The organism is Methylophaga sp. UBA678 (assembly GCF_002299105.1).
GTDB lineage: Bacteria > Pseudomonadota > Gammaproteobacteria > Nitrosococcales > Methylophagaceae > Methylophaga > Methylophaga marina.
Map to the genome: position 1 here is coordinate 137,392 of NZ_DBNG01000008.1, position 23,762 is coordinate 161,153.

Sequence of the window (23,762 nt, forward strand, 5' to 3'; positions counted from 1 at the left end):
CAGATATTAGGAATAACGGATAGCCAAGACAAAGTAGACTTTTTTCTGACCTGCGACCTCTATCACGACTTCATCATCCAGCGTTTTACCCAATAACTGACGAGCTAATGGCGAGTCGATACTGATATAACCTTTTGAGGCATCAATCTCATCGGGCCCGACAATGCGATATTCTTTTTCATCACCGGCCTCTGTCTCGACCGTTACCCAGGCGGCAAAAAAAATCTGTGACTGATTATCCGGTGCTTCATCCACGACTTTTAAATCAGGCAGCCTTTTTTGCAGGTAACGAATACGGCGATCGATCTCACGTAATTCTTTTTTACGATAGATATATTCTGCATTTTCAGAGCGGTCCCCTTCTGCTGCTGCGGCAGACAATGCCTTAACCACATCACGACGCCGAGCCCAACGTTCCGTGAGTTCTTGATTAAGCAAAGCATAACCTTCTGCAGTGACATAGGGAGAGGAAGCCATATTTGGTCTCGAATTAAAAACAGCGGATTCTATCAATATTTAGCATGCTCAATCAGCCTAGAGTGACTCGCTTGTAATATCCAGCATCAATAACCTAAAAGGTTAACCACGTCTTTTACACTTTCGACTGAGTGCTGCAGTTTCATTTTTTCTTTATCAGCCAAATTGAGTTCAACAATGGACTCTACTCCATTTTTACCTAAGATAGCAGGTAGCCCGATAAATAAATCGTTATAGCCATACTCCCCATGGGTTAACACTGCACTGGGAATCAATCTTCGCTGATCACGAAGTATTGATTCCACTGTTAATGCTGTCGCTGCGGCCGGCGCGTAATAACTGCTATAACCGAGTAAACTCACAATCTCACCTCCACCATGGGCAGTTCTGTGAATGATCTGCTCCAGCCGGTCTTCATGAATTAATTCTAAAACGGGTATACCTGAAATCGTGTGTGAGTGGGTAATGGCACCATTGCATCCCCATGCCCGCCGATAACCATGCCATTGACATCTTTCACACTGACACCTAATTCCATTGCGATAAAGGTTTTGTAGCGTGTGGTATCTAAAGCACCAGCCTGTCCAATAATTCGGTCACTAGGAAATCCGGTGATCTGTTTCACGACATGACACATCGCTTCAATCGGATTGGTCACCATAATCACAATAGCGTCAGGAGCGAGGTTTTTAATATGTGCTGAAGCCTGCTCAATGACAGCTTGATTAATTTTGATGAGTTCGTCACGACCTGGATATTTGCCCGTCTGCGGATTTTTGCGACGGGGCACACCTGCTGACACCACAACAACATCGGCATCAGCAATAATGTCAGGATTATCACTCCCTAAGATAGAGCAATCAAACCCCGCTGCAGGCCCTGCTTGCATTAAATCTAAAGCTTTTCCTTCTGCCAGACTCTCATTGATATCAAATAAAACAATATCGCCTAATTCTTTCTGAGCCAACCATTGCGCCGTGGTCGATCCCACATTGCCGGCACCATACAGTGCAATTTTATGTTTCACAGTAATACCTTATTAAATATGGATATGTTCCATTTACACATTAAGCTTATACTTCAGATCCTTGGCTTCATCGCCTGTCATTCCTCTGAATCCCCACTGATAAGGCGCCTGCTCATGAATGGTAATTTCGATATCATTAGGCGAAATGGCCAGTTGTCCTTCTATTTCACAAAATAAAGACTTGATGAGTTGTTTCTGCGTGTCTGGTTTCCGTCCTGACATCATATGTATTTCGATGACGGTATAGTCATCACTCCTGCCGCCGGGATAAAAGAAATCCTCTTTATCCATCGGAATAAAGCGATGTGCTCGTTTATCCTCAGGCAAACCAAGTACCGATTGCATACAAGAATGGATAACATCCGACAGCTACATCTTGATTGGATTCAGCTTTTCTTTGATACCATAAATCACAATCACTTAATCTCTCCTTAATTGATAACCTAGCTATTCAATCATGCATTGGCGGGCTTGAGAATCAGTTCAGTTTGATGCATTTTTATACTGGTTTATGTGCTTGTTGCATCCAAAACAAGCTAAGTCAGATTCAAACCACCATCACATAACACGATTTCGCCGGTCAGGTAGGTGCTGCAAATAATCATAGCCGCTATATGCGCAATATCTTCTGGGCTGGCACCTCGCTGCATAGGCGACTTCTCTTTCCATAATGACTGTGCATCCAGCCAAGACGCTGTCATGGGTGTATCGACTAAACCAGGGGCAATAGCATTCACTCGAATAGCCGGAGATAAATTTAGCGCGAGCAGTTTTGTCATGTGATTTAATGCCGCTTTTGACGCAGCATACGGAATCGACGCCCCTTTTGGTCTGACGCCTGCGTGAGAACTAATATTAACAATACAGCTAGGACAAGCTTCAGAAGCTGAAGCCCTCAAGGCAGACTCTGCTTCGGCGATTAACACCAAGGTACAATAACATTCACTTCGTATAAATCACGCCAAATATCGGCATCCGCTTGTTTCAGATCTTTATGCGGAATCATGGCATTGATACCGGCATTATTGACCAAGATATCTAAACGACCGAATTCGGCAAGCACTGCCTCAACTAGGCCTTTTGTTTGGTGCTGGTCAGCCAGATCAGCTTGAAAATAAGAGGCTTTCTTTAGCTGACTGGCGAATAATTTCCCCTCGTCAACTGAATTTTTAGAGTGTATAGCCACGGTGTAACCTTCATCAGCCAAACGTTGAGCAATCGCTCTGCCTATACCGGATGTTGAACCAGTCACTAATGCCACGCGAGCACTATTTTTATTCGTCATTACTTTCCCATGAGCAGGTGCTGTGAACAGCAGAGTCATTAAAAATGATGACTATCACATAATAAGACAGTCTTTAAAACGTGACTGAAAAGGCCTCTTTTCAATTGTGTTTTTTAGTTTATTGAATTAAGACTCTATCACTGTTTCAACTGTGATTATTCTCTTCAAACACGACAAATTGATTTTTTCCAGCCAATTTAGCCTTATACATCGCGATATCAGCAGTTTTAATCATTTGTTTGGCATCAAGACTATTCCCCTGGCTGATAACCACACCAATGCTGGCTGAGATGGCAAGGGTCACATCACCAATAAATAACTCTTTCTGAATTAACGCCAGAATATCCTCAGCCACATTGATGGCATCTGATTTACTTTGTAACTGTGTGAGGGTCACGATAAATTCATCACCACCCAAACGAGAAACAGTATCAATCCCTTCTCTTACACAAGACAACAAGCGTTTACCGATTTCATATAACAATTGATCCCCGACATCATGTCCCTGTGTATCATTAACCTCTTTAAACCCATCAAGATCAATAAACAATAATGCTGTGTAGCTGTCATAGCGTGATGAAGCCAGAATCGCCTGTTCAAGCCGGTCCATACCTAACAACCGATTAGGTAAGTTAGTGACTGAATCATAATGAGCCAATTTCCGTAACTCATCCCGGTTATTTTCAAGCTGCTGGGCAGCCAGCCTGGTGTGCCTGATGTATTTATTCATGAAGGTAGAAAATACAATCAGGATAATAATCACACACAAAACGATGACACCCGTAATAGGCAATATCTCAGTGATATACTGCTTTCCTGGCTGGTGAGGCTTCCATGTAGCATGGCCAATAACATTCCCATCGATATCTTTAATATCTTTAGCGATATAGTTTTTTTTCAATGAGCTATTGGTGGCTTGGATAGTGAGGTCATGTAGATGAAACTGTTTATCCCATTTTGTCAGGAGAGCCTGATCTAACTTGCGAGTCATCATTAAGACACCATAAAGCTCACCTGTTTTGAGTTGGTCTGTTTGTTTATCTGCCACAATGACTGATGCAGCGATAACATGAATTTGACCAGAAATACTGATATACGACGTGATAGGCTCAGGCGATTCGTAATCGGTTTGTATGGCTTGATCAAACATCCGTGCAAAAGCAGGCTCAGTATAAACCGAGCTACTAAGCTCCTCTCTTACGCCGTTTACGATACTGTCTTTTAGATTGCCGTCGTGTTCATAGATGATGACTTGGTTAATAGTAAAGGTATTGAATAAATAATCACTATCAAAGTTATCTTCGTAATATGATGCATCATCAACACCAGAAAGCGCCTCAGCCGCATCATTCCAGAAGCTGTAGTCATAAACCACTTTTCCTAAACTTTCACGCTCATTGTAAAAAACACTGTCGGAAACAGTTCGGGATGATGAAATCGCATTGTCATTTAAGTGATGAAATGACTGCACCATCAAATAGAGAAAGTAACTACCCAGAAAAAATAATAGTATGAATAAGCTATACATACTGGCTCTCATGTATTTCAACATAATATTGATTTGATGATTACTCATGAAAACCTCGTTAATGTCTTATTTATTTACTATATCAACTACATACATTACTTGCTCACAACTTGGTGTTGAGTGGCATAGTAAAATTGCTATGTTAAAAGTGAAAGAGACAACGAGAGTTATACCAAACGACATCACCATCGAGCGGTAAACTATGTTTTATATGGATAAAAAGAACCCGCTTAATTGCGGGTTCCTATTAGATGTTTAGTGGATAACACCACATACCAGACGAGCGCCACCGCCGCCTAAAGGCTTGGGATTATCGGAGTAATTATCACCGTTTTCATGAATCATCAATGAACGATTATGTAATTCTTTTAGTTTAAGTTTTGGCGATAATACCGGTAATGTCGCATTGCCATTTTCATCAGCATATAAAACCGGTAAATCGCCTTTGTGACCTGCAAAACTCCATGGTTCAGCATGCTTGCCAGTGTTAGATGGATCATAATGACTACCTGCAGCACCGCCAGGGACTAACTCACCGTCTTTTTTCTTGGCATCACAAGAAGCTATCTCGTGCACATGGAAACCATGAATACCTGTAGGTATATTTTTTAAATTGGGTGTAAACACAGTTCCGTAAGGATGACTGCTGATAGTCACTGTGCCGACACTTTCACCAGTTTTCAGGTTAGTCATATCAACCGTAATATCATCTGCAGCAAAAGCCGTTGATGTCAGTAACAATGACGTCAGAAAAGCCGTTTTAAGTTTCATACCATCTCCTTTTGTGGTTATAACAACTCACTATTCTGGACTGTCATTGTCAGGAGATGTTCCAATAGCATTGAGTCAACATAACATTAGAAGGCAATATCCAACGTGGCTGATAAGGCGTTATTCTGATGAGAGTCTGCAAACTCGCCTGTGTAACCGACATTCAAAGACGTGCTTCCCGTCAGTTGCCCGGTAACCCCGAGAGCTAACTGTAAGCGATTATTATCTAGCTCCGGACCATCGATAGAAAAGTTTGATCCAGATATATTTTTAAAATTAGCATTCAGTGTTGAAACATTATCCATATGTTCATGTACATAGGCGATACTGGCAAAAGGGGTAAGAATCCGTTTATCCGCCATGTGGATATCGTGGCTTAAACGCACACCAATAGAGGTCAACAAGCTCTCGCCGGTTTCTTTATCTACACTCAGGTTGGCTGCACCTGCCCCCTTCTCATTAAAACTATCTCGTGTGCTGTGCAGATAAGAAACACCGGCAAATGGTGTGAAAGCGGTGTCTGCGTTGAGTGCAAAGTCCTTACCCGCCTCAATCGTGGCATTGACGTCAAAACTATCGTAGTCGGCTTTAGCCGTACTGACCGAAGAGCCCATGGTAACCGTGCGTGAAGCATCCATTTTATGCAACCCAAAGCCAAGGCTAGCATTAACGTAACGCTGATCCTGTTGCCAACTACCATAAGTGGCGGCTTGGTATGAGTCGATACTGCTGTTACCTGAATAAGGATCAACATCCGTGCGGGCATAACTGCCTGCAACACCTATCACAAAATCATTCCAATCGACATCGAACCCCATTGCCAAGCCAGTGGTTTGATAATCAGCACCGCGTGCATTATGGGTATCATCAATGTCGTTAAAGCTGCCAAAGCCCTGTGCCCACCACCCTCGTTGTTGTGGCAGGCCGGACGCTGAACCAGAATTCATCCCACTAACGTTGAACTGATTATTAAAGGCCAGTGAGCCAGACCCACTTTGACTGCCATGATTGAGTAATAATTGATTAAATTGTGAAGTTACGGAACGGGTGATCAGTTGGTTATTGCTGTGCTGAACACCACTCAAACTATCAAAGGCTTGTCTTGCAGCTAAACTGGATAAGGGCGTGATCTGACTTACTAAATCACTTAACTGGCTAGTGTTATTATCAATAGCCATTGCCACTGCTCGTTGGTTACGCGTGCTGGCCACATCACTAAAGTTAGTACTATTGCGAGTCAACTTAAGAAACACATTATTGGCATCATAACTCAAGGTCGGCGTTAAAAAGGCCAGATTGGCATTCACACTATCAAAGGTTGTACCACCCAGTCCGCCGCTGGCGGTGAAAATAGTATAGTCTGTGGCATACGCATAGGTACCTGGTGCCGCTTTCACATTGACGACACCGCCGGTTAACGTCGCACTGCCTGTTGCAACGATTTTATCGCTATTCCCTGCTGCATCCACTTCTACATCGTAGTTACCGCCACCACTAAAATCCACATTGCCCGACACATTGATGGTGCCGATGGAATTACCGGGAGCAAACGTACCGCCATTGATAAAGACATCACCCACAGTACCTGTACCACCTAACGTTCCGCCGCTATTCACGGTAGTCGTGGAATTACTGATTGAGCCATTCACTGACAGGATACCTGCGTTGACTGTAGTCGCGCCGGTGTAGGTATTGGTTCCGGTGAGGTTAAAGTTGCCGGTGCCGTTTTGAGTCACAGCACCGGTACCACTGATCACACCGACATAACTCGAATCATCGGAGCGGTTAAAGATCAGAGCGCTGTTGTTGGTCACATCCCCACTACCTAGCGAGCCTGATGTACCGCCATTACCGACCTGTAATGTCCCATCAGAAATAGTGGTGCCGCCGCTGTAGGTGTTGTTGCCAGATAAGGTGAACGTGCCAGTCCCATCTTTTGTTACTCCGCCTGTACCTGATAGCACGCCTGAGTAGATTGTTGAACTGTTGTCTTCACCGGTCGTCAGCGTGTTGGTATTTAGGTCTGTGTTGCCTGTGCCAGCAAGGGATCCAATATTTAAATTGCTGCTTAGTCTAAGTTTCCCACCTGCTACTGTAACAGCACTGCTGTTGCCCAGCGCTGATGCGTTTGCTGCATTTATGACGCCATTGTTGATGGTGGTGGTGCCGGTATAAGTGTTGGCATTCATTAAAACTAGAGTTCCGTTGCCTGTTTTAACCAAAGCGCCACTACCACTCATAACGTCGGTATAGTTTGAGGTGGCACCTGCCCCCAAATTTGATATATATATGCTGTTGTTAATGATATTGCCACGGTGTGTAGAACCGCGTAGTTCTAGTATTCCCGCTGAAATGGTAGTAATACCCGAGTAGTTTTGAGGCCCCGCCATTATTAGCTTGCCATCGCCAAGTTTGGTTAATGCGTTTGGAGATATACCGCCAGACATACCCACGACGGCCTCAATGGTCGCAGTATCCCCAGCGTTGGTAACAGTGTATGAATTGACAGCATTAGCAAATGAAACCGGAGTATTCGGAGCACGAGTTAATCTGTAGCCATCCGTAGAAAATGTAATGTCTCCAACAGACTGAGCGGAATCCAACGTTACTGTACCGCCTGTGCCACCAAACACCGCATTATCACCATCCCCCCAAGCTTGGTTAGTTGTGCCCGAAGCATCACTAGTCCAGTTGGTAGACGTATTCCAATTTCCCGAACCTCCGATGGGTGAACCATTGCCACTAGTGGTGTCTGTTCCATCCCAATAAAGCGTGTCTGCGATGGCATACTGGCTCATTCCAAAATATATCAACGGCAATATAGTTTTGGTCAGTGATTTTAGTTTTCTACGAGGCGATTTTGTGAATATTTGGTTCGGTGATTTCATCTTATTTCTTAATTTATTTTTAAACGTGGTTTGTAATTATAAGGTGTCTTCATGTGCTGGTAAGGTCACACTCAATATTTTTTGGCTTCCAGTTTATTTATTATCTTTATTAATCAATTAACTACAGATAAAAATAACTTTCTTTTGTCACATGCATACCCTCTATTTGGCAAAACTAGACTGATTGATTTTGTATGTTGGGCCGGGAAGAGCTAGTAACGATCGCCTTAAGAACCTAGTAAATAGGGATAAAGTAGAAAGTGTCTATGCATTTCTCATATCCGATTTACCTGTGTAATCCAGCTCATGTGGGCATTGCTCCTGAAGATTTCCGCTTTGATTCACATGATGTTTGGCAATCTTTAATTAACAAACTCATTAGCAGATGGAGCATAAAGAAATTTGGCATTAAAAACTATCAGCCAAAAGTATGATTTTTGAAAAAAGTGGAATTTTGAAATATTGGAGAGAATAACTGACAAAAGTCTCTTGTAACCATTTGAGTTACGTGGACTCTGCCAGCCATGATTGTAAGATTTATTGGACTTTTTGCTTTCTGTATTTAGCCACTTTATGTCTGTTGCCACAAAGCGCCATACTGCACCAGCGTCTTTTATGTGTTTTGGTGCGATCTAAAAACCACAGTATGCACTCCTCGTGTTCACAGACTCTGACCAGATTAAAATCTACCTCTGCTAATAGTGCAGCGGCTGCTTCTGTTATCGGAGCAAAAACTTGTTCGACCGTATCCTGCTTATAACAACGGTGTTGCTGCCATTGCCCTTCCGCATTTTTTTGCAGACGGACCCAGCTCAGCGATGCATCAAGAAAAGGTTCTAAAGACTTAATACTGTCTAGCGAATCCCCTTTCTTTTTTACCACCAGCTTACGAATGACTTCTCTTAATAATCTTGCAGTCTTGAGTAACTCGCCTTGCTTAAACGTTTTATGTGAAGTGAGCTTAATATTCGCTACAGTTTCCAACCAATAAATAACATCTTCATCCGTTTGCCAAAAATCGTCCTGCTGTTTATTCACGATAGCCACTGTATTCAACATATCCAATACAGGATGATCAGCAATAACAATAGGCTTTCTGGTTATATTTCTAGCGTTGGTCATACCTTCTCACTCAGTTTATTCACATAATATTGTAACCATTAAAACCACGATTTACTAGTTACATGAAAACTCACATACTGCACTGCACATGTAACCTGAAAAGTTACATTTTAGAAGTCACATAATAAAGGAGAGAAGAATGACTAAAAACAGACATCATCCTATTCGTTATAAATTTGTAGAGACTGATGGTGTGAGGTTGTTTTACCGTGAAGCCGGTGATGACAAATTACCCACACTGTTATTGCTACATGGTTTTCCAAGTTCATCACATTAATTCCGTGAACTCATTCCCTTGTTAGCTGATAAGTTCCATATTATTGCGCCTGATTTACCTGGCTTTGGCTTTACTGAGGTGCCTGCTACTCGCCACTACACTTATAACTTTGATAGCTTGGGCGACACATTGGTGAAATTTGTTGATACGCTGAAGCTGGATAAATACGCCATCTACGTATTTGACTATGGTGCCCCTGCTGGTCTGCGTCTGGCATTAGCTTATCCGGAACGTGTAACCGGCTTTATCTCACAAAATGGTAATGCTTATATGGAAGGTCTAGGTGATGCCTGGGCACCTGTTCAAGCATATTGGGATGAACCAAATGCAGAAAATCGTCAGGTGATTCATGATGCTATTCTTAATCTGGAAGGTACGCGCTGGCAGTATGCTCATGGAGTAGAAAATGAGGAGTTGTTAGCACCGGAAGCTTATTATCTGGATACATTTTTATTTGAACGTGCAGGCAATAAAGAGATTCAGTTAGACCTGTTTCTTGACTATCAAAATAACCTGAAAATCTATCCCAAGTTTCAGCAGTTCTTTCGAGACACTCAAATTCCATCACTGATTATCTGGGGTAAACACGATCCTTTCTATATCCCACCCGGTGCAGAGGCTTATAAGCGAGATAATCCAAATGCCGTGGTCGAGTTACTAGAGACCGGCCATTTTGCTCTGGAAACCCATGTTAGCTACATCGCTCAACGTATTCGTGAAGTTATCGGTGACGAATAGTTCTGATATACAAAAGCCGCTAGTTTTTTCTAGCGGCTTTTTTTGTAGCTTTATTTGTGCATAAGTTATTTCATATAGTGCTTTTTAATATAGTTAGTAATGACTTGTGCTGATTCTTCTATACTCAGCTTCTCTGTCTCAATCACAATTTCAGCATGTTCCGGTTCTTCGTACACATCACTGATGCCCGTAAAATTTTTCAACTCACCTTGAAGTGCTCTTTCATAACTTCCGGTTGTATCTCTTTTTTTACAGGTTTCAATATCCGTTTTCACATAAACAACAATGTTATTTTTCACCATATTTCTTAATGCTTTACGTGATTCTTTATAGGGACTAATAAAAGAAGCGACAGTGGAGATGGAATTATTTTGTAACGTTTTGATTAAGTGCCCCACTCTACTTAGATGTCTGTTACGTTCTTCTCTTGAAAAGCCGATGTTAGGAATCAGATCACGAATATCTTTGGAGTCTATTCGTTCGATGGGTATTTGCATTTTTTCTAATTCAGCGTAAACAGCATCTGCGATAACTGTTTTCCCTGAGGCGGGTAAACCTGTAAACCAAAGATTAAATGGTTCAATACGCTTTTTCCCCCATTTGACTTTGTGCCATACTCGTTCATGGCCCCAGTAAAGTGCAATTTTCAATACACTTTCGAGCAACCCAGCCACAATAGCCAGATCGAGCCGACCAAAAAATACATAAACGATAATCACTGTCGTCGTCGTTGCCACAAGGCGCCAAGTTACACCTTTAATAATTGATCGAGTGTTGGTCTCTTTGAACATTCTGATTGCTTCCCTACTTTAATTTTATGTCTAATATCTGAAGTTAGTTTTCACCTGATTATTTCATCACTTCGTTATAGAGAAACACAGCATTATCATCTCAATTTTATAAATGATTTGAATACTTAAATTTGACTTCATATTGAAGATCCATGCTCTGTCGCGATTAATTAAAACTCAAACAAAGCATGATAACCATACATCATGGATAAATAATCGTTCTATCGAATATGTCAGTCAACACGCCAAGAAAATTACTTGGTTTTAAATCGTTCACATTTTTAATCTGAAAAATTCGATTCTATGCATGAACTTTAAACACATTTAGTACCCAACTAGATAAGGAGGATAAGTTATGCAAAATACAACCACCACTCTGCAAGGCAAAAAAATTGCGTTTCTCGTGACCGATGGTTTTGAACAGATCGAATTGACTACGCCTTGGGAGCAAATCAAACTCGCAGGCGCTGACTCGGAACTCATTGCACTCAAAGCAGGGAAAGTTCAGGGCTACAATCATCTCGACAAAGCGGATGCTTTTGGTGTCGACAAAGCTATCTCTGAGGTATCAGCCAGTGATTATGATGGACTGGTATTACCTGGAGGTGTCGCCAACCCGGATGCACTTCGAACTGACTCAAATGTTGTCAATTTTATCCGTGATTTTTTCAGTCTACACAAACCAGTTGCTGCCATATGCCATGCGCCTTGGACATTGGTAGAAGCCGATATTCTTAAAGGTAAGACGCTTACCTCTTGGCCAAGTTTAAAAACGGATATTCAAAATGCTGGAGGCACTTGGCTAGATGAAGAAGTGGTAGTCGATAATGGTCTTGTGACTAGTAGAAAACCCGATGACCTGGATGCATTCTGTAGCAAAGCTATTGAAGAGTTTGCTGAAGGTAAGCATTAGTATGGCTAAATGCTGATCTCGTTGAAAATAGAAAAAAGCCCTGCTGATTTCAGCGGGGCTTTTTTGTGTATAGCTTAGGCTTGTTTACTCTTACGACGTAAACCGACCATGCCTAATATTGCTGGGCCAAACAAGAAAGCTGCTGCAGGGATAGGTACTTCAGAAACGCCAGGCGCTCCACTTTCTAAATTTGAAAAAGCCACTTCACCCAGAGATGTCATGAAGACTGAATTACCGGTTACATCAAACTTAAAAAATTGAGCCGTAACAAAGTTAAACGACAAAACATCGGCAAGATAGTCTTGATTGAGCAGATTTTTTGTCAAAGAAAAAGTCCCCAACGAGACTTCATCTGAAAAAAGTGAATCAGTGGCATATGAAATGGAGACGGTTTTCGTACCAATCGATTCTTCATTCCAAATTGCAATTTTATCTACAGAATAAAGTGCACCAAGATCGTAGATGAGCGTGTCTGTCTTGTTGCCACTTTTTGAAAACCATTCTTTCTGATGAGCTAGGTATGAGTGTTTTGTTGTCGCTGTAAACGAATCAAAATCTGTCGTGCCGCTTGTGTATGTGGCATGAAGTCCAGATTGGTTAATCGTTGTGTAAGGATTATTATTCACAGAAGACTGTGTTTTTGATGTAACTGATTTTGCACCGATGATTGTGCCAGCTGAAACGGCATGAGAGAGGCCCAGTGCAAGAAGGCCGGATAAGAGATGCTTTGCTTTCATGGTAAACACATTCCTGATAGTGCAACCCAGCCCTGATACATTTTTTGCACAGCTGTAGGCTTTCCGTCCCTGACTCACATCAAGTTTGGCCGTTATTTAAATGTTATATTTGCCCAAACGGTAGGCAAAATAAAAATATCAGGAGATTTAATTGTGCACTATTGTACTTAAGTACAATTTACAACTGCACCTGAGATAAAAGTGCATACCTTCAAGAATAGAATCTATTTATTCTGATTTTATTTAATAGAGACAGTTATTATTTCTGAGACAAAGTATAGAAAAACCTGAAGTTATCTTGCCGTTAGTTACCGACCACATAACAGCTTGAAATATCAGGTAGTTGGCCCGAACTGAAGCTGGTGTAGTAACTCCAGAATGTATTATCGATAGAACGTAATCTGGCGGGGGTGTTTTCACTTCGGTAGCGTGCCAACTGACTTGGACCACCGTTGTAGGCGGCATAACTTGCTTTTATCAAATTATCATCACCACCGGGTTGTTCGTGCTCGCCACGGCGGATGGCGTAATCAATCATGTAGTGTGTCAAAATATCAATACCGGCATTCACGTTGTAGTCCACTTCATCAACCAGGCGGTCGAGATCGTAAACCTTACGCCACACCCGACCATTGATCTGCATCATACCCACCGCCCCCACTGCCGAACGCAATACTTGGGGATTTTTAGTCGAACCAGAAAACTGACGCCAACAGGACTCTTTCCATGCTGTCGCCCGAACAAGCGGGTCGAGTCGCTCTGTCAGTCTGGCAGGCATCTTTTTATTATTCGCCAACCATGACTTAGATTGTTCTTGCAATAAGCTGGCAACCAAATCGAGATAATCATCAAGGTTGTCGCGCTGTGGCACCATGCCTTTTAAGGCTTCAGCAGGTGAGATGGTTGCAGCATGGGCGACTGGCATTAACCAGCTACCTAATAAACTCACCGTCTCAACGAGACTTTGTGTCACTTCTATGGTGGTGGCTGCAGACTTCTTTCCAGTATCAAAACCGAACAGGTCACGAAAATCTTCATCCACTTCCAACGGCAATGGCGTAAATCGCGGTGGTGCAGTTCCAGCCAGTAACAAGCGAGCAAGTCTACGTAGGCCATCCCGAGTAATTTCCAGACCATATTCAGGTCCAAGTGCATCTAGTGCACGAAGCGCGTCACCACCAGCAATAAACGCAGCTAGTTTGTAATCGACTTCCAAGCCTGGCGTATCCATTCCTTCAAGCTCACTCATCAGTGGGCGTAAGCGTTCCCACGTGGTTAAAAATAACTCACGAACAGGATCAGACTCGGGGTTATCGGTTGTCAGCGCCTCAGCAATCGCATACCTTGCATCCAGCAAAATGGCGAGCAATTCCATTCTTAACACATGAGAGTCGGTTGACTCAGCCAGTACTGAAATAATTGTAGTCAAGAAGCCATCGAATTCATCTTCAAGCGTTTGCCATTGTGCGGCTTCATCGGCATTCAAAACAGACTCAGAATGTTTAAGGCTCGGGTCAGATGCTCGAACCTGAAAAGCGATCCATGCTTTTAAACCTGTTTCTTCTGTCTGGAGACGTGAAATATGCGTGCGTTGCACCAAGGATTGCTCAACGCTTTGTGTGCTATTTGGCCCTAGTAACTGTTCTATTAAACCATCCAACTCATTAAGCGGCCCACCCAGATCAATTTTCACTGTTTTCATTCGTGGCAGCACCAAGGCATCCGTAATCACCTGTACAGGTTTGCTTAGAATACCGGGGCTATTATTGGGACGAGACAATTCAATCGATGTGGGAATAAACTCTATTGCAAGGCCAGACTCGGTCACTTGAGGCATCAATTTTAATGCCAGACGCCCTTGCCATGGTGTTAACCCTCGGCAGGAACCAAATACTCGGACTCCGGTGGTTGCTACTACAGCCATGTCAACCGACAGGTTGTCATCCTCTGTAGCCACCTTGATATCGGATAAATCAATGCGATTGCATGGATCTTGCCCGAGTGTCGCTTTGCCATTCTCATCAAATTCAAGGACGCGACTTATCGCCGTTTGAAGGTGACTGGTTTCAGCCAGGAGCGGGATTTCAACTTCGCCCGCAGCCAATGCGCTCGAACTGTATAAAATGCAAAGCAACCACCCAATGCGTATCATCTGATATTCCAATGATTAAATGCGTCATGACTTGTCAGTCAATGCCTGAACCAGAATTTGGTTTGCCATATTATGCCGTTCTTTTTTCATAACGGATATGAATTTTATCGTTTAAATTCAATATAAAAATCGCATATCAAAAGCTAGGCATCAGAGCTATCTCGTTAACCGTTACAGATCAAACGCAAAACGTCTCTTAACCGCATTCTCCAGTAATGAATCACGCTAATTCTGGCATCTTCCGTCCCTCAAATGTCGCCTCAAATCCAGCCAGACGTTTATGGATGGATTGCAGCTCAACGATCGTCGCCCAAGAATTGACTAAGTATTGAAATGAGCTTGAGACCTGCCCGAATGCCGTCAGGATTTGTTGCAAGAGACCAAATGTGATGGCTCCGGCGGCAATGGTTGGTATCAAGATCACATAGACAAAAATATTATCGGCCTGCAGATAGCTGTAGCGGAAAATATCGAAATAGCAATAGTGAAAGTAAAGACGGAAATAGTTTTTCCTGACGTTACCGAATAACTCTCTCAGTGTCGGTGGTTGAGCACGATCAGCATTGTCTTCACCATAAACCAGCTCCTTACGATAGGCCGCCTCCACACGCTGGTTTTTGAAATAAAGACCAGGCAACTTAGCACCAGCAATAGCCACTACCAAAGTACCGAAAATTGACCAGGCTAGCGCCGCATTAAATAAAGGGGCCGGTATTTGACCAATCAATGGAAACTCAGTGACATATTTCGACAAGGCAAATAATACGGGTAAGAAAGCAAACAATGTCATCACTGATTCAATGATTTTGACACCCAAGTCCTCAACAATGGAGGCAAAGCGCATGGTGTCTTCCTGGATACGTTGCGAAGCACCTTCGATATTTCTCACTTCTTCCCAACGAGACACATAATAATTATTCATCGCTGTGCGCCAACGAAACACATAATGTTTGACGAAGAAGTTTGTCATCACCAGCACAATAATGGCGACAAAAGCGATTGAAGCGAAATCTATAATCAGTCCATATAAAAGGTCTGAGGTGACACTCCCCTCCTTACTCAGTGCATTTTGCACGGCATCAAAAAACGGACGTCGCCACTCATTAATGGCAACCATGACCTGAACTGAAAAGTAAGTTGTAAACAGAATCAGCTGGGAACCGACAACTGACCACCACTGCCAGCGATGCGGTGAATAAGTGAACCAGAACAAAGCAAAGACAGCAGAGACAAACAGGTAATAACAGTAAAACCAAAGGAACTGGGGTGTCACAAAAAAACCGACGCCGATAACGGGCTCGGTCTCACCATCCGGCAAATTAAATCCTAACCAACGCCCGATATCGTCACCTAATAAATACCAAAAGGCCACCACAATGGCTGTCCAGATAAGTGCTGATAGAAAGAACAGTTTAGGCTGAGGGAAAAAGGAACGAAACACAGAGGTAAATCCTTAAATAAAATTAACAGTTAATTATATCGGGCTTGAACCCAGCAAAAGACATTTTCGACCGAGATGTTATCGAATAATATCCCTATTTGTGCTTATCACTGCATCCATACAAGAACAGCGGTAGCAGAAAAACGTCATTTTGTGTTCGTACTAGCCTACAGGAACAACCTCTTCCACCGTGCATTTCCCACTCGAAATTTTTAGCTTATTTAGCTTTGCCTTACCACCAGATTGTTTCAGGCCCTGTCTAATCTCAAGCAATTGCTCTTTTTTCATGGCTTGTGTGTAGGGAATGGTATTACCGCAATAATGATGTAGTGTTTCAGTTGTTATTTCGCCATCTAGAACACGAGGCGTGTTGACCCCTTTAAATCTGAGCGTAAGATAAGGCACTTGCACGTCCAAATCACCTTCAAAGCTAAAGCCCTCTCTTTCCTGAATGACTTTTTGCTTCTCTTTTTCTCGTTGCTCAGCCAGTTCCTGTCGCGTCGCCAGCACGTCAAAATCAGTAAAGGTACAGTGCAACCGTTTATTGTTTAAATAGACTTGATGGACATTAAGCAGCCTGACCTTTGATCTCGAATACTGTTCAGCAAACGCCTTCATTTCATCATACGAATAGTCCTTGTCGAGAAAATAAGTAGAGCATAAAGTATTTTTTTTCCCTGACATATTCACTTGCAATGGCATATCCGCGTCAAAGGCCCCGGTGTTGGTATAAGCTGAAAGCATTATTTTGTATAAACTTTCGTCGTGCCTGAAGAAGATTTGATCACCTTTCCAATACCCGTGAGCGGTAGCCATCACACCTTCAACATTGCCAAGATTTTCTTTTCGTATATCGCTAGCATGAGTATTCACCGAACTTAAAGAAAAAAGCACGACCGGTAATAACAGTTTCAACATCACATATTCCTCTATTATTTATTCGCAGTTAACATCATAAGAATGGTGTCATCCTTCCATATCCATTAGATTAAACGTATTTGATTAACTGAGTGTTGAGGGCAGTTGAGCGAGCAGATTAGGTGAGCAATCTGCCTCATTCATATTGAATCTTACAAATAAGTAACAGCCTATTTGCCATCAATCTATAACACTTTTGCTTACAGTGTCATTACTGATAAACATAATGGTTCAGGCCTACACCTAACAGTACTGTCAGTGCCGGGCCAGCCAGAAATATGCACTAAACCGTAACCTTATGATTTATATGAATTTGCACATTTCTCACTTACCATTAAAATGAATGCATTGACTTAATCTTGTCACCACACCATTAGCTAAAATAAAAAAGGATTCTTTTATGAAGCAAAATCGATCAGATGTACCTATCTTGGTATTGCTAGCTCTTTTAATGTGTTGTGGTCAGGTGAGCGCACAGGATAAAAGTGAGCGTTACTATAACGATTTGAATGACTTCATTTTGCATGAAGGCAAAGGATTCACCACCATGTCTTCCTTTTACTCATCAGGCAGTCAATGGTGCTCCCATCCTTATGTCAGAGTAGTCGTTGAGTACGACAATAAAGCAGTCAGACAGTCGGTTCTGACTTCTAACCCTGCTACTTACTTACAGCAAACCATCATTCCTGAAATCAAAAAAATATGTCCGAAGTTTCCTCATGCTGCCTTGTATAACAAACAGGTGATAGATTTTAGATTTAGGCCTAAGCAAGGTGGCATTGCTGATGAGCGTATCAACCCTGACAGATTAGGTTTCAATATAGATGATCAAGGCCAAGTAAAACTGACTAAAGATCTGGCCTATAGAAATTGGAAGGACGCCAATAAAGGATCATATGCTTTTGAACAAGAAAACCACAACAATACTAATCGGTCATTGATAACGGGCGTCGAAACGCTTATGAAAGCAGTAAAAGTTGCTATTCAAAAAATCGAAAAGCCACTGCAAACTGCATTGCAACGACGTGAAGATTACAGACAGTTCTTTGCCAACACAGCAAACCCAATATTTTTTGAAGCACTCAACTTGAATGAAGACGCGATAGCTTATTTCAATTCCGCATTAACTGAGTATAAACAAGCCTTTACATCTCTAAAAAATGCGCACTCGCAGTACAGTGATCCCTCAGGCTCCAAATCGAGCTTAGCAAAAGCTGCTCAATGCATGGAAGACTTCAAACAATTTAGAAAACAAGCTAAATCTTTTGAAGAAATGGCCTGGGAGAAAGCCTTACAAGGCGATAAAAAAGTGAAGGAAGGCTACCAGGAAGTCATGAAACAAAAAGAACAACAATAAGATGACTCAAGCTTATAAAACAGATTACTCAGTTGCAAAACAGCTATGATTTCCATCACCCGAACAGAATATGCGTTCGCCACCATTGATGCGTCTACCCGTGAATGGGAGGCAATCAAAGCGATTGTTCGATACTGTGCTAACAATTATCGAAACACCGAATTACTATATCGTATCCCTGGCCCGGAAGAACAGCGGCTTGATAAGCTTCAGTCATTAAGTGAAATGATGGATCATGTCTGGGGGGCTCCTCCGCATGAGGATATCTATAGAGATCAGCTTTTCCTGATCACTAATTGTATTACAGATACAGACGGTAAGGCCCTTCCTGATGTTGACGATGAATTGCATGCAAATTTAGCTGAGCAAATGTACAGCTTGGGCGTTTACGATATTTTCAATGACGACAATGTCAGCGATGAACAATGGGCATCATGGCAGATTGAGCGGTCAATCCATAATATAAAAACATGGATTATCAAGCTCCATTCCAAACAAACAGATAAAGCTGGGCAGCCCTATGTACAACATCCTCTACGTGTACATATGCGATTACAAAAACTGTTTCCAGATGCAGATGAAGATGTGCGTCATGCCGCCCTGCTACATGATGTGATAGAGGACTGTGGCATCACTTCTCAGGAACTACGAGAGCGAGGTTATTCGGACAAGACAATCCACATTGTCGAGGCTGTTACCAAACAAGCTGACGATGGGCTAACGTATAAACAACGCATTCAACTGCTGGCCAAGACGGGCCCATTAGGTGCAATCCAAGTCAAACTGTGTGACCTGCTCGACAACACAGATCCTGAAAGACTTAAATCCCTCCCCCCTGAAAAAGCAGCCTCACTTTCCAAGCGCTATTCAAAAGCCATTGAAATACTTCAGTCACACCTAGACAACTCAGATTAAGAAGATTCAGTGAAAAAGGAACGGATAAATGAATGTATCCTCAAGCTTAATTAAAGGAAACTAAATGAAAAAATCAGCCCATGTGATGTACTCATTAATAGCGGTCTTTGTTGTCAGTTTCGGTCCGAAGGTGCTAGCTGAACCAAAAGAACTGACATTTGAAGTTGAACCTGAAGAGATTAAAGCAAAGGCACGTGAGGGACAATTTCTACCAATCCCCGTGCTAAAAAAACCGCTGGATTACCAGACTTTCTGGAGAATGTACGATGAACATCTCAAAAAGCAAAAGGCGGGTATTCATATCGCCGTCATTGTTGACGCTAAAAACGAAAGTTGGCCGGACAAAAACACCACGATGCATATTAAACAGGTTCACAACTTTGCTAAAAAGGCCATGACTGGTAGCAAAAATCCACAACAACCAGGCTACGCAGAATTATATGGTGCCAGAATCAACAAAATCATACCCGTTATCTATGATCCCAAGAACCAAAAGCCAGCTTCAATAAAAATCGCTGATGGTCAATTCAAGAAAATCAATGTCCCCGTTTCAGTGAATGACATTATCTTGTTAGTCAATGATCATAACCCTGCTGAGAAAAACAATGGGGCATTCATTAATACCGTTGAAGAATTACAAAACCATCTGGACACCTATCTGAAAGAAGGTCGTCACACGATGTCTAAATCACAATATTTAGAACAACTACTAGTACAGATTAAGCAATTAGACTCAGAGCTTGACGATTTATATGAACACAGAAAAGAATTAAAGGAACTACAAGAGCAGTTGCCTTATATCAATGAACCATAAAGTCTGGAGCTAGTCAGTAAATCCTAAGTCAGTTGATAGGTTTCTAACCTACTCCCTAGACTCATAATTTCTATCACTTAGTTTACAAGAAATCACCAAAATATCGTCTTTTTTGATATGGTCAAAGGCAGCCTCTTTTAAGTCCTTTGTCATGAAAGACTGCTCAAAAGGTATCACTTTGCAATGGTTTTCCTTAGCAAACGACGCTAACGCAGTTGTGTCATCCCTATCCTTCTGCACCTGCAGAACCAAAGCCATGCCAGGATTGACACAGCACCCTATCCAATCTTCAAGATACTCATGATCTAAAGCCAACAACACCCCACCCAATACCGGCAGCGGCTTGTTGGTGATGTAGATATGATTGTAATCGGCAACAATATCAGGTTCATTATTGATGATGCCTTGTTGTTTAAGCGTCTCTAATGCATTTTGAGTTTCTGATGATGCTTGAAGGTTTTCCGGTGAGGCTTCAAGTATAGACATTAAGGCTTCCTCTGGTGCCGCCAATGAGATGACCGGACACAGTAACAGCGCTAATACAATCATCCTTTTCATAGACTCACCTCATCATTCAACTGCATAGTATTTTTCATATGCGCTTAGCTGGTCACCACAACAACGGCCAATGCATACAGTATTAGCACCATAAAGCCTTCAAAGCCAATATTGCCAATACCATTTCGCTTCCTACGCAATAAACCTAGCAGCAAAACCGTACTCATCAATAAATTAATGGTCAGAATGAATGCCGTGTCTTGTGTTGTGGCGTGATAGATTGAGCCATCTTGATAAGCAAAGTCAGAAAAGGCTAAAAACAACACATCGAAACTGTTTCCGCCAATAATATCGCCAACAGCTAATGTAAGCGCCCCCATCCGCACAGCAAACAAAACCGTCACTAATTCAGGTAGTGACGTCGCAACAGAAGTGAATAGCGTCCCAACCACTGTCTCGGAAAGCCCTGTGATTTTGGCGATGGCAATACCGGTCTCACCTATGCCATAACCAGCAAAAGCAATAGCCACAGCATAGCCACTAAATTTCCACCATAAAGTAGATAACTTACCTTCTGGGATGGATATCTCACTTTCTGGCTTGGTTTCTTTGGTGTTCGAAGCAAACCAAAGTGGTTGATGTTGAGTATCGGAAATTAGGCGTAAACCAAAACCGTAAGCCAACAATAAAATGATAGACACAGGATGAATGGCAAACAAAGTGACTTCAGGGCCGGTTAGCCCCACCAAGGCAATCGACAGCAGAGCAATCAACAAAGTGCATTGAACTAAATTTTCAAGTGAGGCCGCTGCGTGCTCCAAGTTAGCACGGCGGTAAATCATATCAGCGAATATTAAAAAGGTCGTTTGTGCAGCAATGCCGCCCACCGCATTACTGACAGCAAGATCCGCATAACCTTGCCAAGCTGTGCTCACTGACGTGATGATGCCCGGTAGTGAAGTGGTACCGCCCAAAAGCACGGCACCAAATAAGGCAGATCCTATCCCAGTACGTTTTCCCAAGGCATCAGCTAACCGAGTGATACGCACACCAGCAAATAAAATAATAACGGTACAAATAGCGAAGCTAATGTAGGTAGCGGCAGGCCATCCCACGAACAAATCAATCATGAGAGAAAAAGCCTGTTAATGTGATTGCTTTATTTCGCACTTTTCGCACCTCATATGAGCATTAGCTTATTGTGTGAAATGATGAATACTTGATTAAGCGATTAGTTTACTTATTGATTTTTAAGGATCAGTCAGCATCTTTGATATATACCGTTTCTATTAGTATGCAGGCTAAACGCCTTTTTTGTTAGCCCTACCAATGAAGAGGTTGAATATATGGCTGGACGGCGCTCCCTATCCACATAATAAATGACCAACAGGATTTTTCTTAAAAATTTTACTGGCGAGGAAGATCAGAAGACTTGTATTTGACCGGTACCACTTCCTCTCCCTTCTTGTTTATGTAGCCCCATAAGCCACCTTCGAGTGCTTTGTGGCCATGTTCCATTGGAGTCAGAACACAACCCTTACAGACAAGAGCCAAACCGTCATGAAACGGCCACGCCCAATCATAGCCAGTCGAAAGTACCAACTCAAAATGCTTGTCATAGAATTCGATTTTCCCGTTTTTCCGGGAGCGAGTTAATCCTTCTCGAAAATAGTCAGCGCCGTTATCATAAAACATGACAGGAAGAAATCTACCATCCGATTTCACGTAGAAATACTGACCAGAAGTAAAAAATACAGCCAAGTCGTCAGTTCCAAAATGAAGTCTCTTTCTATGCTCTTGTGATATTCGCAGCACCCCAAAGTCATATGAAGCACAGCGATCAAACACTTTCCATTCTGGATAATGATATTGCTCAGTCTTCTTTGGAACATAACCACAAGTTCCAAAATCTTCGGCCTGCACTGAGCCAATAAAAATCATGATGAATATTGAGATGACTCTTTTCATAAACCTTGTAACGCCTCAATTTCTGGGTACGTCAATGTTCTGCTGCATGGCTTGGGCTTGATTATGAATAAATAGTTAACCCGCCTTTTATCACCAGCAATATCATCCTAAATCAAGTTCGCAGCCACCTTGATTCTTCTTTTTTAGATTTCCAAACTTGGACTAACTTTTTATAGAAAGCCTCATCGAGATTGCCCTTATTCGATACTACTAAAAAAAAACTTAAATCTCCGTTTTCATATACTTCGATTACCGAATCATCCAATAGACTGTCTGACTTGTTGAATTTAATATCAGAGATATCACCATAATGTGCGTAATACACATAGCGCGAGTCGGACTCTTGATCTACCTCATATGATATAACCCTAATATCAGTGAATAGATTTCCATAATCTACAAACGATAAAATACCTTCAGAATAATAGTATTCAATTTTCTCATCTTCAGAAATAATTCCTGATTCGATAAGCGCTAGCTTTGCTGAATCTGGTAACTCATCACCCGTGACTGCCTTTTCATCCGGAATTTGGCCTATGAATATCAAAAAGTTGTTTACTGCACCCAGTAGTAACATAAAGAAAAATAGAGATTTAATAAATTTGAACATTTCAACATCCTTATTGTTGACTATTTGATATATAAAGCCCAGTTCACGGGCTCGTTGGAGCGCTTAGATCAAGTTGAGTGTCCTCTTGATTTCACGCTTTTTGTGGTCGGAGTTTTCTTGAGCGCCTTGTTATGTTTTTTGGCATAGATTATAGATACTTAATAAAAACCAAGGTAAGGCAAGAACAACGCTAGTATAAGTAAGAGTTCTTGCCCATTTACTACTAACAGGATAGTTGGTTTTCATTTCATCGTAGAATGGCCAGAACTGAAAAAAGCCTTTAAAAGCCTCTCTATTTAATTCAGAAAAGTGCAAAACGTGCATAGTAATCAACAGCCATAACAGGCTAGGGATAATTGAAATTATTGCAAGAGTTTTGATTGTCGCTTCCATTCCAACCATCTTCTTTCTTTAATTAAAAATAACACTTTGTATGCGAGTCATGAGCGATCCTGCTTGAATAACTATCGAATTAATTTAATCTCTTTATTTAAAATCAAACACTCTGACCCTGTACGATCCCCACAAAAATTAT

Annotated in this window: 24 protein-coding genes, 1 pseudogene and 1 riboswitch; of the genes and pseudogenes, 6 read left to right on the forward strand and 19 right to left on the reverse strand. The window is 42.0% G+C overall.

Annotation, left to right across the window (positions count from 1 at the left end):
- Positions 1-6 precede the first annotated feature (6 nt).
- The 9 genes and pseudogenes from greB to B3014_RS04520 all read right to left on the reverse strand — a co-directional run bounded on the left by greB (position 7) and on the right by B3014_RS04520 (position 9,098).
- Positions 7-477: a transcription elongation factor GreB gene (gene greB / locus B3014_RS04480; protein ID WP_289244690.1), complete on the reverse strand. Its 471-nt coding sequence runs from the start codon at positions 475-477 to the stop codon at positions 7-9.
- Between the two features lie 86 nt (positions 478-563).
- Positions 564-1,010 carry a hypothetical protein gene (locus B3014_RS04485; protein ID WP_349675868.1) on the reverse strand — a complete coding sequence of 149 codons (447 nt, stop codon included), beginning with the start codon at positions 1,008-1,010 and terminating at the stop codon, positions 564-566.
- Positions 905-1,504: a lactate/malate family dehydrogenase gene (locus B3014_RS04490; RefSeq protein ID WP_289244689.1), complete on the reverse strand. Its 600-nt coding sequence runs from the start codon at positions 1,502-1,504 to the stop codon at positions 905-907. The genes B3014_RS04485 and B3014_RS04490 overlap by 106 nt, the downstream gene beginning before the upstream one ends.
- A gap of 33 nt (positions 1,505-1,537) precedes the next feature.
- The gene (locus tag B3014_RS04495; protein ID WP_289244688.1) at positions 1,538-1,849 is read right to left on the reverse strand and encodes a tautomerase family protein; all 312 of its coding nucleotides are present in this window, start codon (positions 1,847-1,849) and stop codon (positions 1,538-1,540) included.
- A gap of 191 nt (positions 1,850-2,040) precedes the next feature.
- Positions 2,041-2,828, reverse strand: a pseudogene (locus tag B3014_RS15080) (SDR family NAD(P)-dependent oxidoreductase).
- Positions 2,829-2,934: 106 nt separating this feature from the next.
- A complete protein-coding gene (locus tag B3014_RS04505) occupies positions 2,935-4,365 on the reverse strand; it encodes a sensor domain-containing diguanylate cyclase (protein ID WP_289244687.1) in 1,431 nt (476 codons plus the stop codon).
- A 207-nt stretch (positions 4,366-4,572) separates the two neighbouring features.
- Positions 4,573-5,088: a superoxide dismutase [Cu-Zn] SodC gene (gene sodC, locus B3014_RS04510; RefSeq protein WP_289244686.1), complete on the reverse strand. Its 516-nt coding sequence runs from the start codon at positions 5,086-5,088 to the stop codon at positions 4,573-4,575.
- 86 nt (positions 5,089-5,174) lie between these two features.
- Positions 5,175-7,886, reverse strand: coding sequence for an autotransporter outer membrane beta-barrel domain-containing protein (locus B3014_RS04515; RefSeq protein ID WP_289244685.1), 2,712 nt, complete (start codon positions 7,884-7,886; stop codon positions 5,175-5,177).
- A gap of 627 nt (positions 7,887-8,513) precedes the next feature.
- On the reverse strand, positions 8,514-9,098 hold the full coding sequence (locus tag B3014_RS04520; RefSeq protein WP_289244684.1) for a CGNR zinc finger domain-containing protein: 585 nt from the start codon (positions 9,096-9,098) through the stop codon (positions 8,514-8,516).
- A gap of 139 nt (positions 9,099-9,237) precedes the next feature.
- Here B3014_RS04520 and B3014_RS04525 point away from each other — a divergent pair, with 139 nt between their 5' ends.
- Positions 9,238-9,375 (forward strand): alpha/beta fold hydrolase, encoded by a 138-nt coding sequence (locus B3014_RS04525; protein ID WP_289244683.1) that lies wholly within the window; start codon positions 9,238-9,240, stop codon positions 9,373-9,375.
- Positions 9,376-9,387: 12 nt separating this feature from the next.
- Positions 9,388-10,113: an alpha/beta fold hydrolase gene (locus tag B3014_RS04530; protein WP_289244789.1), complete on the forward strand. Its 726-nt coding sequence runs from the start codon at positions 9,388-9,390 to the stop codon at positions 10,111-10,113.
- Positions 10,114-10,178: 65 nt separating this feature from the next.
- Here B3014_RS04530 and cysC read toward each other — a convergent pair whose 3' ends face one another.
- A complete protein-coding gene (cysC, locus tag B3014_RS04535; RefSeq protein ID WP_289244682.1) occupies positions 10,179-10,904 on the reverse strand; it encodes an adenylyl-sulfate kinase in 726 nt (241 codons plus the stop codon).
- Positions 10,905-11,259: 355 nt separating this feature from the next.
- Here cysC and B3014_RS04540 point away from each other — a divergent pair, with 355 nt between their 5' ends.
- The gene (locus B3014_RS04540) at positions 11,260-11,817 is read left to right on the forward strand and encodes a type 1 glutamine amidotransferase domain-containing protein (RefSeq protein ID WP_289244681.1); all 558 of its coding nucleotides are present in this window, start codon (positions 11,260-11,262) and stop codon (positions 11,815-11,817) included.
- 74 nt (positions 11,818-11,891) lie between these two features.
- Here B3014_RS04540 and B3014_RS04545 read toward each other — a convergent pair whose 3' ends face one another.
- The 4 genes from B3014_RS04545 to B3014_RS04560 form a co-directional block, all read right to left on the reverse strand.
- The gene (locus B3014_RS04545; protein WP_289286912.1) at positions 11,892-12,554 is read right to left on the reverse strand and encodes a VPLPA-CTERM sorting domain-containing protein; all 663 of its coding nucleotides are present in this window, start codon (positions 12,552-12,554) and stop codon (positions 11,892-11,894) included.
- A gap of 17 nt (positions 12,555-12,571) precedes the next feature.
- A riboswitch (cyclic di-GMP riboswitch) is annotated at positions 12,572-12,654 on the reverse strand.
- Positions 12,655-12,858: 204 nt separating this feature from the next.
- Entirely contained in the window at positions 12,859-14,706 is a 1,848-nt protein-coding gene (locus B3014_RS04550; RefSeq protein ID WP_289244679.1) for a lytic transglycosylase domain-containing protein, read from the reverse strand.
- Positions 14,707-14,926: 220 nt separating this feature from the next.
- Positions 14,927-16,147 carry a peptide antibiotic transporter SbmA gene (gene sbmA / locus B3014_RS04555; RefSeq protein WP_289244678.1) on the reverse strand — a complete coding sequence of 407 codons (1,221 nt, stop codon included), beginning with the start codon at positions 16,145-16,147 and terminating at the stop codon, positions 14,927-14,929.
- A 162-nt stretch (positions 16,148-16,309) separates the two neighbouring features.
- The gene (locus B3014_RS04560) at positions 16,310-17,065 is read right to left on the reverse strand and encodes a hypothetical protein (protein WP_289244677.1); all 756 of its coding nucleotides are present in this window, start codon (positions 17,063-17,065) and stop codon (positions 16,310-16,312) included.
- Between the two features lie 400 nt (positions 17,066-17,465).
- On the opposite strand from B3014_RS04560, the gene B3014_RS04565 reads away from it, so the two are divergent.
- The 3 genes from B3014_RS04565 to B3014_RS04575 all read left to right on the forward strand — a co-directional run bounded on the left by B3014_RS04565 (position 17,466) and on the right by B3014_RS04575 (position 20,151).
- Positions 17,466-18,422 (forward strand): hypothetical protein, encoded by a 957-nt coding sequence (locus B3014_RS04565; RefSeq protein ID WP_289244676.1) that lies wholly within the window; start codon positions 17,466-17,468, stop codon positions 18,420-18,422.
- Between the two features lie 45 nt (positions 18,423-18,467).
- Positions 18,468-19,337 (forward strand): HD domain-containing protein, encoded by an 870-nt coding sequence (locus tag B3014_RS04570; protein WP_289244675.1) that lies wholly within the window; start codon positions 18,468-18,470, stop codon positions 19,335-19,337.
- 64 nt (positions 19,338-19,401) lie between these two features.
- Positions 19,402-20,151 carry a hypothetical protein gene (locus tag B3014_RS04575; protein WP_289244674.1) on the forward strand — a complete coding sequence of 250 codons (750 nt, stop codon included), beginning with the start codon at positions 19,402-19,404 and terminating at the stop codon, positions 20,149-20,151.
- 48 nt (positions 20,152-20,199) lie between these two features.
- Here B3014_RS04575 and B3014_RS04580 read toward each other — a convergent pair whose 3' ends face one another.
- From B3014_RS04580 to B3014_RS04600, 5 genes are all read right to left on the reverse strand, one after another.
- Positions 20,200-20,637 (reverse strand): hypothetical protein, encoded by a 438-nt coding sequence (locus B3014_RS04580; protein WP_289286913.1) that lies wholly within the window; start codon positions 20,635-20,637, stop codon positions 20,200-20,202.
- A gap of 116 nt (positions 20,638-20,753) precedes the next feature.
- Positions 20,754-21,779, reverse strand: a complete 1,026-nt coding sequence (locus tag B3014_RS04585; RefSeq protein WP_289244672.1) for a sodium:calcium antiporter — start codon at positions 21,777-21,779, stop codon at positions 20,754-20,756.
- A gap of 277 nt (positions 21,780-22,056) precedes the next feature.
- A complete protein-coding gene (locus tag B3014_RS04590; protein ID WP_289244671.1) occupies positions 22,057-22,617 on the reverse strand; it encodes a WG repeat-containing protein in 561 nt (186 codons plus the stop codon).
- 112 nt (positions 22,618-22,729) lie between these two features.
- Positions 22,730-23,227 (reverse strand): hypothetical protein, encoded by a 498-nt coding sequence (locus B3014_RS04595; protein ID WP_289244670.1) that lies wholly within the window; start codon positions 23,225-23,227, stop codon positions 22,730-22,732.
- Positions 23,228-23,356: 129 nt separating this feature from the next.
- Entirely contained in the window at positions 23,357-23,629 is a 273-nt protein-coding gene (locus B3014_RS04600) for a hypothetical protein (RefSeq protein ID WP_289244669.1), read from the reverse strand.
- Positions 23,630-23,762 lie beyond the last annotated feature (133 nt).

Excerpts from the sequence above, each read along its gene's own strand:
- B3014_RS04545 (WP_289286912.1), bottom strand. The coding sequence starts at position 12,554 with ATGAAAGCAAAGCATCTCTTATCCGGCCTTCTTGCACTGGGCCTCTCT.
- B3014_RS04570 (WP_289244675.1), top strand. The coding sequence starts at position 18,468 with ATGATTTCCATCACCCGAACAGAATATGCGTTCGCCACCATTGATGCG.
- cysC (WP_289244682.1), bottom strand. The coding sequence starts at position 10,904 with ATGTTCAAAGAGACCAACACTCGATCAATTATTAAAGGTGTAACTTGG.
- B3014_RS04590 (WP_289244671.1), bottom strand. The coding sequence starts at position 22,617 with ATGAAAAGAGTCATCTCAATATTCATCATGATTTTTATTGGCTCAGTG.
- B3014_RS04580 (WP_289286913.1), bottom strand. The coding sequence starts at position 20,637 with ATGTCTATACTTGAAGCCTCACCGGAAAACCTTCAAGCATCATCAGAA.
- greB (WP_289244690.1), bottom strand. The coding sequence starts at position 477 with ATGGCTTCCTCTCCCTATGTCACTGCAGAAGGTTATGCTTTGCTTAAT.
- B3014_RS04540 (WP_289244681.1), top strand. The coding sequence starts at position 11,260 with ATGCAAAATACAACCACCACTCTGCAAGGCAAAAAAATTGCGTTTCTC.
- B3014_RS04595 (WP_289244670.1), bottom strand. The coding sequence starts at position 23,227 with ATGTTCAAATTTATTAAATCTCTATTTTTCTTTATGTTACTACTGGGT.
- B3014_RS04550 (WP_289244679.1), bottom strand. The coding sequence starts at position 14,706 with ATGATACGCATTGGGTGGTTGCTTTGCATTTTATACAGTTCGAGCGCA.
- B3014_RS04565 (WP_289244676.1), top strand. The coding sequence starts at position 17,466 with ATGAAGCAAAATCGATCAGATGTACCTATCTTGGTATTGCTAGCTCTT.
- B3014_RS04515 (WP_289244685.1), bottom strand. The coding sequence starts at position 7,886 with ATGAGCCAGTATGCCATCGCAGACACGCTTTATTGGGATGGAACAGAC.
- B3014_RS04600 (WP_289244669.1), bottom strand. The coding sequence starts at position 23,629 with ATGGTTGGAATGGAAGCGACAATCAAAACTCTTGCAATAATTTCAATT.
- B3014_RS04575 (WP_289244674.1), top strand. The coding sequence starts at position 19,402 with ATGAAAAAATCAGCCCATGTGATGTACTCATTAATAGCGGTCTTTGTT.
- sodC (WP_289244686.1), bottom strand. The coding sequence starts at position 5,088 with ATGAAACTTAAAACGGCTTTTCTGACGTCATTGTTACTGACATCAACG.
- B3014_RS04505 (WP_289244687.1), bottom strand. The coding sequence starts at position 4,365 with ATGAGTAATCATCAAATCAATATTATGTTGAAATACATGAGAGCCAGT.
- B3014_RS04495 (WP_289244688.1), bottom strand. The coding sequence starts at position 1,849 with ATGCAATCGGTACTTGGTTTGCCTGAGGATAAACGAGCACATCGCTTT.
- B3014_RS04520 (WP_289244684.1), bottom strand. The coding sequence starts at position 9,098 with ATGACCAACGCTAGAAATATAACCAGAAAGCCTATTGTTATTGCTGAT.
- B3014_RS04525 (WP_289244683.1), top strand. The coding sequence starts at position 9,238 with ATGACTAAAAACAGACATCATCCTATTCGTTATAAATTTGTAGAGACT.
- B3014_RS04585 (WP_289244672.1), bottom strand. The coding sequence starts at position 21,779 with ATGATTGATTTGTTCGTGGGATGGCCTGCCGCTACCTACATTAGCTTC.
- B3014_RS04560 (WP_289244677.1), bottom strand. The coding sequence starts at position 17,065 with ATGTTGAAACTGTTATTACCGGTCGTGCTTTTTTCTTTAAGTTCGGTG.